Here is a 14,033-nt window from a genome sequence, read left to right as displayed (position 1 = left end):
AAAAATAATAATAAAGTGGTATAATTCACTCCAAAGGAGTTGTTTTCATTGCCAACATCTATTATGACCATTAAGAGTAAGCTGGATTCACATTTGGGTGATTCGTTGACTGTAGTTGCAAGAGCCGGACGTAAGAAAGTTACAAAAAGACGTGGAATTTTAAAGAATACTTTTCCCGCAGTTTTTGTAGTTGATCTAGACCAAGATTCAAACAATTTTGAACATGTTTCTTATAGTTATACGGATTTGTTAACCAAAAACATTACATTAAAATTTGATAACGCTGTACAGTAAAACTAAAGCGATATCCAAATAATACTTTTTGGCATTAACATTTGGTAAAATGTTAGTGCCTTTTTTTATGGTTAAGTGTATAGTAGTAACTGGCAAAAGACAAACAATAGGAGGGTAATTCTATGAAACGTTCAGAGAGATTAGTTGACATGACTAAATATTTGATGGAACGACCACATGACTTAATTCCGTTGCCATTTTTTGCAAAAAGATATGGTGCAGCAAAGTCTTCGATCTCGGAAGACCTTGCCATTTTGAAACACACTTTAGCAAATAATCAAGATGGTATTTTAGAAACTGTAGCAGGTGCGGCCGGTGGTGTGCGCTATATTCCTTTTTGGGGTAAAAAGCATGCTCAGAAATATTTAAATGAATTGGCCAGTCGTATTGAAGATCCTGACCGTATTTTAGCGGGAAGTTTCGTTTACCTGTCCGATATCATTGGTAATCCGCAAGACTTAGACAAGATAGGTAAATTAATTGCTACCAGGTATGCATATTCTGACATTGATGTTGTAATGACTATTGAAACTAAGGGTATCGCTTTAGCACAGGCAGTTGCACGCTATTTAAATGTGCCATTTATCATTGCACGTAAGCGTTCAAAAGTCACAGAAGGTGCAACGGTTTCAGTAAACTATATTTCTTCTTCACTTGATCGTGTTTCTAAAATGGAATTGCCAACTAGAGTGTTAAAAGAAAATTCTAATGTTTTGCTGATAGATGACTATATGATGGCCGGTGGTACTTTAACAGGAATGCAGCAATTAGTTAGAGAATTTAATGGTAATATTGCTGGTGTTTGCGTTTTATGTGAAGCAGATTTTGATGATGTTAAATTAATTGAGGGCCATCTTTCTTTAGTAAAAATTAAAAGAATTGACGACAAAAAGAAAGTCATTGTGGCAGAGCCAGGTTCGTTAATAGCGCACACCGATTTTGACCGCTTTTAGTTTATAAGATGATATACTAAAATATAATAATAATCTAGGAAAATAAAAGAGGCTAAAATTAATGAAAAAGTTTGTAATTGTTCTGGCAGCGGGCAAGGGGACCCGGATGAAATCAAAATTGTACAAGGTTTTACATCAAGTATGCGGCAAGTCAATGGTCGAATACGTTGTTGAAGCAGCGCAAGCAATAAAACCAGACAAAATAGTTACAATTGTGGGTAATGGTGCAGAAGAAGTTAAAAAGGTTCTTGCTGATAAGTCTGAGTTTGTTTTACAAAAAAAGCAACTTGGTACAGGTGATGCCGTTTTAACTGCTGCAGATGAGCTAGCAGCAGAAAAGGGTGCTACTTTAGTAATTACGGGTGATACACCATTATTTACAAGCCAAACTTTTCAAAAATTATTTAATTACCATCAAAGCAAAGGCAATGCTGCTACTGTTTTGACCGCTCAAGCTCCAAATCCTTATGGTTATGGTCGCATTATTCGAGACGATCAAGATAATGTTTTAAGAATTGTTGAACAAAAAGATGGTACACCAAGTGAATTAAAAATCGACGAAATCAATACCGGTGTTTTTTGTTTTGACAATCAGTTGTTATTTAGTGCATTAAAAAAGGTCGATAATCATAATGCTCAAGGAGAATATTATTTAACTGATGTGCTGGAAATTTTGCGTAATGAAGGTCAAAGAATTGGTGCATACAAAATGCCAGATTTCAGCGAGAGCCTGGGAGTTAATGATCGATCAGCTTTGACTCAAGCTACCAAAATTATGCAAAAAAGGATTAATAAAATGCATATGGCAAATGGTGTAACTTTCATTGATCCTGATACGGCTTATATTGATGTGGATGTTAAAATTGGCTGTGATACGCAGATTGAAGGCAATGTCGTAATTAAAGGCAATACTGAAATTGGGAGCGACTGTTTAATAACTTCTGGCTCCAGGATTATTGATTCCAAAGTTGGTAACAATGTTACTGTAACTTCTTCAACAGTTGAACAAGCTGAGATGGATGAATTTTCAGATGTTGGCCCTAATTCCCATTTGCGCCCTAAAGCAATCCTAAGAAAGGGTGTCCATATCGGAAACTTTGTAGAAATTAAAAATGCTGAAATTGGTGAAAATTCTAAAGTAGGTCATTTGACTTATATCGGGGATGCTACTTTGGGTAAAGATGTTAATGTTGGCTGTGGCACTATTTTTGCTAATTATGACGGCGTGAAAAAAGATCATACTAACGTGGGTGATCGTGCGTTCATTGGCTCTGGTGCTACTTTAGTTGCACCAGTTAATATTGCTGACCACGCTTTTGTGGCAGCAGATTCGACAATAACTAAAGATGTAGCCAAATATGATATGGCGATTGCTCGCGGTCGTCAGGTAAATAAACCAGATTACTGGCATAAATTGCCCCTATCTAATGATCCTGACTGGAAATAAAAAAGAACTAAAAATGAGCTGGAAGATTTTCCAGCTCATTTTATTTGCAGCATAACTAAAAAAATAGCTCCAGAGTTTTAAACTTCTGGAGCTATTGATGTAAAATTAATTATTTAAAATTAGCTTTTTTAACAAACTTATTTTTAGCAATAATATAGTATTGCTTGTTGTTTATTTTGACAGGATCGCCATAAGTTTTAACTGCTTTACCTTTCTTCAAACCTTTTTTACTAATTCGATTGCCATGTTGACTATAAATATAAGCGTTACGCCTTAATTTGATCTTTTTGGAATCTATATTAGCAGCAGAGATGAATAGACCATCTTCCAGTTCGTAGAATGACCTGCCATTAATCGATTGCTTGTTAGCGGTATTTACACTTGAACCAACAAGAATTACTAACTTATTGGCACGTTTTCCTTGCTTATCATACAAATATGAATTGTGCATAATTTCTTTTTCGACCACTGGATGTGGCTTTTCAGTAATCGGAGCTGTGGTAACAGTAGCAACAGATGCTTTTTGGACTGCAATATTTGCGGCTTTAACAAAACGGTTTTGAGCAATAATAAAGTACTTCTTGCCCCGAATGGTTACTGCACTGCCATACGTATTAATATTATTGCCTTTTCTTAACACACTAGCTTTCTTAATCCGTTTGCCATGTTTATTGTAAACATAAGCATTATGTTTTAATTTTCGACTGGTTGAAACTACGTTGCTAGTAGCAACATAGTAGACTTGGTTCTTATTGCCCCTATCAACCAGAATGTAATAGTGTTTCCCATTAATTACTTTTGTACCGTACGAAGTAATGATTGAACCGGCACCAAGGACAACCTTATTTACACGCTTGCCATTTTCATCATATAGGTAGGCATTGTGCATTAAAGCCAATTCTTCGCTATGGCTTAAATCAAGTTCTGGTTCTTCTTTTTCTTCTTTGTCAGCAGTATTAATCGGGTTGGGGTTGAATGGAGCAGGGGCAGAACTAGTATTAATGCTATTGCTATGGTTATCATCATTTTCTTGACTATTGTCGTTACTATCAAGAATATGGTTAATTGTATCAGAATCTGTACTATCGAGATAAAGTTGATTAATTGCATCATCACGGAGTTTAGTAATGGTTTTACTATCATTAACTTCAGGCTGATTAATAGCATCTTTAGCAGTATTCATATCAGTATCAATTTGGTTAATAATAGTTTTCTTTTCCTGCTCAGTGTAATTGCTAGAGGACTGAATTTCACTTTTAGCTGCTTTTTGTGCCTCCGCTAGAGCCCAAGCAGCGATTGCCTTTTCACCGGCTAATTCTGTTACAGCGAGTTTATCCGCGTTGGCAGGATCATTGAGAGCATTTTTAGCATTTTCGTATGCTTGATCAACGCTAGTGGTGTTTGCTTTATCCTTAAACCTGTCTGTAAGAGCTTTAACAGCGGAATCATAGGCAGCTTTCAGTCTTTCTTTTTGCACTTTGCTATTGTTGTTTAAGACATCGTCAAGCTCTTTACTATCGCTTACAATAATACTGCTTATTCTGTCAACTGCATCCTTTCTAGCAGTTTCTATTCCGGTTGAATCTTGAACTTGAGCAATAGTGCCCGTTTGATCCGAGTTGGCTTTAGCTGCTTCTTGGTCAATGAGGTCTTTTATTGCCTGTTTTTCAGTATCAGTATAATCACTACTGTCCTGATGTATTAATTTATCAACTTGGTTTTTAGCGTTAGTAGCGGTGTCAATTACTGAACCTTTAGCTATTTCTTTTTCAGCTGCAATCTTATCAGCTGCAATATCTGCAGGTGAATCACCATTGACACGTGAATGCTCCTGATAGGCTTTATCAACGCTGGTGGTATCGGCATTTTCACCAAACTTGTCTTTTAGTTCAGCAACTGCTTTTTGGTGTTTATCAGCCAAATCGTTATTTGCTTCTGCTTTAAGTAAACTAATGGATTCATTTTTAGCAGCATTACCGGCGCTGTCAATATCAGCTTTGGCAGTTTCTGTGATTTTATCAATTTGGTTCTTTTTGTCAGTTGTATCGCCTTTAGGAGCATTAACTGCATCAATTTTATCCTTAGCCTTTTGGCTATCATTTTTAATTTGCTCTTTCAGCCGGTCTTTTGATTCAGTAGATAATTTATCATTACCGTCAATTTCCTTAGTAACTTTATCAGCTTCTTCGTCAATGTCAGCTTTAGCATTTTCCTTATTGATAATAGTCATAGCCTCATCATAAGCAGCACTGACAGTCTGGATATTTAGAGCTTCATCAATAGTTTTTATTTGTTCATCAATGTGATCTTGCACTTCTTGAGCCAGTTTATCTTTTAATCTGTCTTTTAATGTCTTGTAGGCGTTTTTGATGCCAGTCACGCCATCAGCACCTGCAAAAGCATTTTTTTGCTCATCATTAAACCATTCTGGTTCAGTGCCGGTCTCAGGTTTAGTTAACAGACGATCAATGTTTTGACCAATGGTTGCTTCATCTGGGATGTTGCTAATTGCTTTAGTCTTTTCTATATCCTGGAAACTCTGTTGATAAGCATCATCAATTGCAGCTTTAGCTGCCTTCTTCTGCTTGGCAGTTAATTGAGACTGATCAATTATATTATGGGCCTTAGTTTGTTTATCCTTTAGAATACCTTCAGCTTTTGTCTTTTGACCAGCTAGGGCGGCTTGATCTTTAATGGCACTGAACTTGTCAACTGCTTGATCTCGTTTGCCATTTATTTGGTCTTTAGGCTCTGTTTCAGATTGTTGAACAGAATTAATGTCAGTTTTTGCTTGTTCAACAATAGTTTTAATCTGGTCTTTCTGCTTTTGCTGATCCTCTGGTGACAAACCTGATTTTTCTATTGCGTCATTTGCTTCTTTTTGAGCTTGTTCGATCTGAGAGATTGCCTCTTGTTTAGCTTTGACTATTTCTGCTTTTTCTTGCGCAACTTGGAAAATACGGTCGATTTCTTTTTTACCGAAATTAGGAATTTCATCCTGTTGAGCTTTACCTTGTTGGGCATTTTGAGCTTGTGCTAGTGCATTTTCGTAAGTATTATCAAGTTTAACATCCGCAATCTTATCTATAGTTCTATTGACGGCTTCATCAAGTTGCTTTTGCAGTCCTTCAATTTGGTCTTGCTCTAGATTAGTTGCCACACTGGCAATTTCCCCTTTATTTTTAAGGTATTCCTTAAACTTGTTAATCAGAGTATTCTTTTCCGCAGTCAGTTGACTAGGCAACTTGGCCTGATCAATATTTGTTTTGGCATCTTGTTCTAACTGGGACAGCTTATCACTTGTACCGGCATAAATTAAACTAATAAAGTTATTTAAAACTCGTTCAATATCATTATATCCGCTAGTGACATCATTACCGGCTAAGTCTAAACCATCAATATCAGTTTTGGCACTTGCAGCATATTCTTTCAGACCCTTAACTATTTGATTTTTATTATCAAAGTCATCACCTAATTTGCTAATTGTGGTAATGCCTTCATTTGCACCTGTTTGAATTTGCGTAATAGTGTTTTGCTTATTATTTCTAGCGGCAATAATATTAGCAGCAGCTTTCTTTTGCTCTTGGTCTATTTGGGCTTTCATTTTTTCAGCGACAGCTCTGTCTTCAGTTTTATCAGCTTTAGCTTTAGCGCTAGTGGCAGCAATTTGTAGATCGTTTAGAGCTTTAGTTAAGGCTTCTTCTTTATCAATATCACTGCCAATGTTGTTAAGAGTAGTCTCACTTTTACTTCTGGCATCATTGATTTTATCTTGAGCAGTTGCAGCAGAAATCTTGGTTTTAACAGTGCTTAAAGCTGCGCTAATAGCATTGCTTAATTCGTCAACCTGATTTTGATCAAGTTTATTTTGCAGCAAGTCATCGTTTAAGCGTTGATTCAATTTTTTCGCTTGTTCAACCAGTTTATTGTATGCGACATTTTGTTCTTGCAGTAAAGCAACATTATTCTGGGCATTTTGCACCATACCATTAATTGCACCTTCACCTGCTGTCTTAGCTTTTTCAACTTCAGCTGGAGTTTGCGCTTGATTAATATTTTGGATAGCCGTTTCTTTATTTGAATTAATTTGTTCAATCAATTTGGCTTTTTCTTCGTCACTTAAGGCTGACTGGTCAATGCTATTGATATCATTCTTAGCTGTTTCGACAATATCTTCTAAATATTTATTGGCATTATTCTTAGCAGCTTGTAATTGGGCAGCACTCAAAGCTTTGTCAATGTTAATAATTCCAGTATTCTTAGCAGAATCTATATCGGTTTCAGTTTGTTGACCATTAACTTGGTTAACAGCTAAATTTTTAGCATCCGTTGCCTGACTCTTATATTTGTCCTTTTCCTCGTCGCTTAAACCTGCAATTTGGTCAATTTGAGATAAGATTCCCAGGACATCAGGATTATTAGTTTGACCGTTGAGTTCTTCAGTAAGCTTTTTGATAGCAGCAGCTTTAGCCTGTTTAATTTCCTGAGCATATTTATCATCTGCAGTAGACTTAATAGCTTTTATCTGCTTAATAGCAGTATCTTTAATGTCCAAGACTGAATTACTTTCTTCGGCCGCATCAATGGCTGAATTAGCAGTATCAATAATTGAATCAACGCTATCTTGATCTGCCTTATCTTTCAGGCTATTCTTGACTTCGTTTGCGGCATCTTTAATAGCTTTTCTAGCTTGCGCTTTGGTAATTGCCAAGTTGCCGCTGGCTTCAGCTTTATTAATGGCAGTAATAGTATCGGTAGTTACTTTATTGACGTCATTTTTGGTTTTGACGTTTTGTAATTTGTTGATAGCATCAGCAGCAGCCTGATTAATATCTGTGATTGCCTGATTATATCGGGATTTAGCATCAGCCTGTTCTTCTTCGCTCAGCGAATTATAGGAGGAATTCAACCTATTAATTGCTTCAAGAGCAGCGTTTTTTATAGTTTTTTCGCTGTTATTTTTGGCCTCTGCCAAATCTGCAGCAGTAGCATCTGCTATTACTTGGTCAATAGCATTTTTGCCGTCGCCTTTAGCTTGGTCAACTGCATCATTAGTCTTTTGCAACTCTATATTTTGCTTAGCCTTATCCCGTTCGTCATTTATTTTTGAGATAGTCTCGGTCTTATCAGCATCAGACATTGAAGACTGATTAACGTTGTCAATTGCTTGTGTAGCAATTTTATCAATTTCGTTCTTGGCGTTATTAATATTGGTATCAAGGCTTTGAGCATCGCGGATTACCTTACGCATGTTATCGTTGCCTGTTTGCTTTTCAGTATCAACTTGATCAATAGGAGCATTCTTAACTTTGTTAACTGCATCATTGTAGTAATCGTTTAACTGCTTAATTAGCCCGTCTTTTGTACTACTATTGACATTTTGTAAACCTGAAATTTTATCGTTTACATCGTTGTAAACGCTCAATAATTCTTTCAGGGCAGCATTTCTAGTTGACTGGAGGGCTACTTTATCGCGAATTTTATTTAAGGCCTCGCGACTAGCATTAGCTGCTGCAGCAATTTCTTCCTTAGTCGTGGCATTTTGAATATTAGTTTTTGCTGTCGTTAATGCTGTAGCAATTTCTCCATAATAGTTATTCTTTTCCTGACCGGAAAGGTTAGGATTTTGTTCGATATCCGCACGAATTGTTTCAGCTAAAGAAATTAGTCCATTATCTTGGTTAGTTAATGCCTCATTTTTTTGTTGCTCTAAGAATTTTGCTTCTTCGCTTGCAATACTGCCAGCAACATTAGCCATAGCAGCAACGCCGTCATCTCTATCTTTAACTACTTGGTCAATGGTAAAGTCATTATAAACCTTGCTGGTTGCTGTTTCGTAGAAGCCATTAATCTTACTTGTTAAGGCGTCTTTTTGCTCGCTATTAATTTTATTATCTTCAAAAGCCTGATTGATAGTGGCTAAGTCCTTTTCTCTCTCGGCTTGCAAAGCTTTATTTGCTTGAGATTTAGCGACTGCCAATTGAGCAGCTGCCAAGTCCTTGTTGATCCTATCTTTAGCAGCTTGCTTGGCAGAATTAATACCATCAGTGTCTTTAGCTGCATTAATATCTGCCTTGGCATTAGCTAAGTCTTTAGCAATCAGTTCTTTAAAATGTTGTTTATCTTCTGGGCTTAAATCGGAGTCAGCAAAGCCATCAATTTTGTCTTTAGCTGCTTGAGCTGCATTTTCAATTTCTGTAATTGCAGTTTTGTGTTGTTGATCTAAATTATTCGTAGCAGCGTTCGCGGCATTATTCTGATAGTCTGTAATATTTTTAATAGCATTGTCTCGATCTGTTTCAATTGCATTTTCATCTTCGTCTTGAGAAACATTGGCAATCCCTTTATCGGCTGCAGCGTTAATTAGATCTTGATACTTAGTACTATCTGCATCACTCAGGTTCTTATTGCCCTTAATTTCAGCAATTGCTTTGTCTCTAGCAGTTTGAATATCCGTAATAGCTTGATTGCGTTGGCCCTTGATGTTCTGTTCGTTAAGCAAATCGTTTAATGCAGCAGTACCTTCTTTGGTAGCTTTGTCAATGTCTGCTGGAGTTTCTCCGTTATCAATACGGTCGTAATATCCCTGATCTCCAGTAAGCAAATCATTGGCTTTATTTACAGCTTCATCTTTATTTTTAGCCGTTAAGTTAGGGTTATTTTGAATTTTAGCTATAACATCTTTTTTGATTGCTTCTAGTTGGTTTTTAGCAGCAGTTTTATAGGCGTCTAAAACATTCTTTTTACCATCAATGATGTCTTGTTTAATATCGGTAAGTGAGTCATGGCTATCAATCGTGTTGGCAGCATTAGTGACCGCGTTATCAATATTAGTTTCTTGGTCAACCCCTAAATTACTTTTTGCTTCATCTGCGTCTTGTTTAACTTGCGCTTTAGCAGCCGTCTTATAAGCGTCTAAAACATTCTTTTTACCGTTAATAATGTCTTGTTTAATATCAGTAGCAGAATTGTGACTGTCAATCGTGTTACCGGCATTGGTGACTGCGTCATCAATATTAGTTTCTTTAGTTACTCCTAAGTTGGTCTTAGCAGTATCTGCATCTGCATTAACTTGTGCTTTAGCATCTTCTTTAAAAGCGTTTAAAATATTATCCTTTGTCGATTTTAGTATTTGGGTAATATTTTGGCTACTGGCAGCATTATCTTCAATTTTATTAATTGCACTTAATGCATCTGCCATAGCTGTCTCGGCATTGTCTACTTTGCCGAGGACATTTTCATAGCCTTTGGTATAACCAACAATTTCTGATTTAGCAGCAGCTTTATTGATTAAACTTTCAGCAGCAGCTTTTCTCTTATTGATAATTTCGTCATCATCAGTGCCGTAAATAGATTTACTGGTATCACCAGTTGTAGTTGTCGTATCAGCAACCACTTGCTCTATTTCATCAAAATATTGTTTTTGTTCATCTTCAGATAAACCAGAGTTTTTAATCCGCTCTTTAGCTTGGGCAGCTGCTTCTTTAATATCTTTTGCTGCCTGGTCTTTTTGCTTACCGGTATGGGTACCCTTAATATGATCAAGACCCTTATTAACGTCTTCTTTCGGATTATTGCTGCTAATAATATCTTTAATTGCCTGATTTAAGGCATTTTGAATGTCTTCTTTATCATCTGCATGCTGCGTAATTTGTTCTTTAGCAGCATCTTCTAAAGTTTTGACGGCAGCAATAGTATCCTGAACGCCTTGAATTGCATCTTTTGCTTCTTTTTGATGGTTGTCGATAGCTTTTTCATTATCGTCTTGATCAAGATCACCTTCGGTAGCAACGATTTCTTTTGGTCGCTTTAGCCGATCTTTTAAGCCGGTAATCAATTCGTCAACTGGCGATTGGACGTTGTCATCTTTAGCAGCTTCAGCAATAGCATTTTCCACGTTTGAAATTGCTTGCTTGATATCTGTTCTGGCATTTTCACGATAATCTTTACCAATTTGGTTGATGGCATCAATCCCGTCACTTACAACCTGATCGAGGTTAGTAGCGTTTGTTTCGGGAGCATCAACAGTGCTTATTGCCTTATCTTTTGCTGCATTTATTTTTTCTGACTGTGAAGGAAACTTAGAAATTTGTTCTTTAGCCTGGCTATCTAACTTATCTTTTGCATCCTTTTTGGTATTTTCATACTCTGCTTGACCTTTAGCCGTTTGTGCAGCCTTTTCTATCAAGTCTAAAACGGTCTTTTTTCTATTATTTACTTCGCTAATCGCAGTCTTGGAAGGTTGCACCCCGTAAACTGATTTGCCGGAATCATAATTGCTGTCCGTACTATTTGCAGCATACTTAGCGGCTTTATTCAGTGCGTCAGTAAATGCTTTTTCCTGATCTGCAGTCAAATTATTTGGCTTATCGGCTTTAGCTTTGTTAATGGCATCTTTAATTGCCTGAGCTGCTTCTTGTTGTATTGCACTAAATGGTTTAATTCCCAGACTAACTGTAGTAGGGCGAACGCCACTGGCAACGTCTAACGGACTGTATTCAATAAAGTTCGCATGTGGAGTTAGTTGAATTGTAGCGTCTTTAGCCATTTTAGTGGTGATTTCAGCAGGAATAGTAATGGTAAAGGTGCCGTCTGGAGCTACTTTAGCGGCAAATTTTGTTGGTAAAAATGCCAAATCATTTGCTTCACCGCGATAAGTATCAACTGTCTCAGCGTATGGATTAGCTATTGTGGAATCAATAACAGCTTGACCATTTTTGTATACACCACTATCTTTAAACCTGGCTAAAACATAGGCTTCAGTACCACCGGGTAAGACATTCTTAAAAAAGTTATCACTATCAGGACCATCTTTTGCAGGATCATAGTATAATACATGACCTTTGACTAGTTTTGAACCATCTTCTTGACTGGTTACTGTCACATCTTCTGGGTCTATGTCTAAGAACCCACTTTGATTAGCCGGCGTAAATCTGATATTATTGTAGCCTGGATTATCCTTGCTGGAAAAAGTTGCTTCGACGATAGCCCGAAAGAGCTGGTCATACCTTTGATGATTGTACTTTTGCAGCAATTTCTGGAAGTTTTCAGGCGCTTTATTGAGAATAGCATTAAGCTGTGGACTATCTTTTTTGGCTTTTTCTAAGTCGAAGATTCTTTGACCGTTTAAAACTTCCAAATTGTTAACTGCAACAGTTTTAGCGGTTTTTTCAACTTGTAAGACATGGAAAGGCGGTAGCACTATATTGTTGTTGCTATCAACTGATCCATTCAAAAGATCACTAAGGTTTAAGTATTGACGAACATTTGTCACGGTAATTTTGTTTTCACCGATAATACTGGTGCGGTCGTTGTTGTTCAGATGAGCATCTAAAACAAGAGATGTTGGGTTATTGACAATCAATTGCCCGGTGTTTGCCACATCAACCAGCTTTATTGCACCTGTACCGGCATTACCAACTAATTGAATTTCAAAACCACCGTTTTGGACATTGGCTGTACCATCAATTTGCACTAGCGAACCAGTATAATTGCCCATGTTTTGCCCAGTAATCTTGAGAGCACCGCCGGAGTTAATGGCAAAGTCACCCCCAATATAAATCAAATTTTGTTTATCTCTTGTAGAAATATTACCATTTGTGTTGACGTTAATAATGCCGCCTCTACCAATATTAACTTTTGATTTGGCATTATCTAGGTAAATAGCTCTGGCTTGACCGTTATTTTGTTTGCCCGCATAATTAATTCCTTCACTTTGTCCGATGTTAATGTTCACCTGACCATGAACAGTTACTTGTGCATCATCACTAATAAAGATGGCACTGACTGGATTGCCGTGTTCACTGTTATTAGCATCATTTGTGCCGTCGTACGTTTTAAGTGGGGTTAGGTTAACAACTGCTCCTTCTTCAACATTTAAGGAGTTGCCTTCTCCTCTCATTTCAATCAAGGTGCCGCCAAATGTTGAACCGTCAAAGTGGCAACCCGCTTTAAAAGTAATGCTATTATTGCTATTGGTAAATTCTAAAAGTTGCTGATTGCTACCATCAAATAACCAACCGACACTACTTGGAATTTTGACAGTTTCCGCGTGAATTTGTCCTTCAAAAATAATATCGGTATTATTTCTGGTAAAGACTAACTGTGAACCATAAAAGATAATATTTCTAAAAGTAACTCTAGCTTTTTGGTCTCTATTCATATTAGAGGTATTAATGACACCATAATAGTCAGTACTCTTCAGTATCAGGTTTTCGTAAGTCATATCTAAAGAAGAATTACTGGCAAGAGCGGGATCGATACCCTTAAAGTCAAGAGTGTACTTCGCATTACCAGCAGACTTAATTAATAATTTTCTGCCTTGAAAGTTGGAGTGGCGTTTGTTTTTGTCAGCACTAATATTATTGGTGATATCGATCTCGCTTACACTACTATCTGTTAGAGCACTAATAAAGTCCTTCCAGTTACCTACGCTTCTTTTTTCGCCAACATCTCTTAAATCTCTGTTGGTGATTTTAGTAGTTAAGCTGTCTTGCTTTTGTTCGGTTTGATCCCTATCTGCAGTATCAACTGCGGTAGGATCAGCCGTTTTATTTTGGCCGCTCTGCTCATTATCGTTTTGCACATTGTCAGTGACAGAATTCTGCTTGTCATCTTTAACCGCATTGATGTCTTCGCTGTCCGTTTTGGCCTCTGCATTACTTTGCTCACTATTGCTGCTATTTTCCCTTAAAAAAGAACTTAAGCCAGAAAACGTTCCTAAATTGGGTTCGCTTTCTGACTTAGTGGTTTTGGTTATATTATTAGTAGCAGTAGTTGAATTTTGAGCAGCATCATCCCTAGGGGTGGGAGTGGGAGTTGCCTGAGCATCAATTTTTGCTGTTACTTTTGACTTTTTGCTTATTTGTTGGGGTGGAATAACAGTATCAGCACTAACTGTTTTACTGCTAAGTCCTAGGTAAGTAAAGCCAAGCAATACTGAGGCAGCGCCAATACTCAATTTACGAATTGAGAAATGGTCTTGCTTAGCTTGCATTGCCATTTTTTTCACCCGTTCATTGTTATTATTCTTTCCTAACATACAAATGTCCTTTCTTATTTTCAACTACTATACAATTATCAATTTAATAGATGCCTATATAAATGTCAATTATTGCGATTATAATATCATTAGTTTATAAATTAAAAACTTAAAGAAATTAAACTGAGTAAAAATTTATATATAGTGTAAAAATAAGCGCAAACAAGGTGATGAATTTATGCTAGCAGAGAAGCTAATAATGAAATTGATATTATAAAATAAATTTAATGTAAGTATATATGTATATAGTATTTTAAGTATATTGCATTTTTAAATCTCAAATCTTTTAAAAAACAGA

Annotated in this window: 4 protein-coding genes; 3 read left to right on the top strand and 1 reads right to left on the bottom strand. The window is 36.7% G+C overall.

Annotation, left to right across the window (positions count from 1 at the left end; translation table 11 throughout):
- Window positions 1–48: 48 nt before the first annotated feature.
- The 3 genes from ERK18_RS01160 to glmU all read left to right on the top strand — a co-directional run bounded on the left by ERK18_RS01160 (window position 49) and on the right by glmU (window position 2,694).
- Window positions 49–294: a Veg family protein gene (locus ERK18_RS01160; protein ID WP_034978009.1), complete on the top strand. Its 246-nt coding sequence runs from the start codon at window positions 49–51 to the stop codon at window positions 292–294.
- Between the two features lie 122 nt (window positions 295–416).
- Window positions 417–1,247 carry a pur operon repressor gene (purR, locus tag ERK18_RS01155; protein WP_187153940.1) on the top strand — a complete coding sequence of 277 codons (831 nt, stop codon included), beginning with the start codon at window positions 417–419 and terminating at the stop codon, window positions 1,245–1,247.
- Between the two features lie 61 nt (window positions 1,248–1,308).
- A complete protein-coding gene (glmU, locus tag ERK18_RS01150) occupies window positions 1,309–2,694 on the top strand; it encodes a bifunctional UDP-N-acetylglucosamine diphosphorylase/glucosamine-1-phosphate N-acetyltransferase GlmU (protein WP_187153939.1) in 1,386 nt (461 codons plus the stop codon).
- 109 nt (window positions 2,695–2,803) lie between these two features.
- On the opposite strand, the gene ERK18_RS01145 is transcribed toward glmU, so the two are convergent.
- Window positions 2,804–13,735, bottom strand: coding sequence for an SLAP domain-containing protein (locus tag ERK18_RS01145; RefSeq protein ID WP_187153938.1), 10,932 nt, complete (start codon window positions 13,733–13,735; stop codon window positions 2,804–2,806).
- Between the last annotated feature and the right edge of the window lie 298 nt (window positions 13,736–14,033).

Origin of the sequence: Lactobacillus kimbladii (assembly GCF_014323605.1) — a bacterium.
GTDB classification, from domain to species: Bacteria; Bacillota; Bacilli; order Lactobacillales; family Lactobacillaceae; genus Lactobacillus; species Lactobacillus kimbladii_B.
The sequence above is the reverse complement of the archived record's forward strand: the minus strand, read 5'-3'. Positions and strand labels throughout refer to the sequence as shown.

Bases quoted from the DNA above. Each gene is read 5' to 3' on its own strand.
- purR (WP_187153940.1), top strand. From the start codon at position 417: ATGAAACGTTCAGAGAGATTAGTTGACATGACTAAATATTTGATGGAA.
- glmU (WP_187153939.1), top strand. From the start codon at position 1,309: ATGAAAAAGTTTGTAATTGTTCTGGCAGCGGGCAAGGGGACCCGGATG.
- ERK18_RS01145 (WP_187153938.1), bottom strand. From the start codon at position 13,735: ATGTTAGGAAAGAATAATAACAATGAACGGGTGAAAAAAATGGCAATG.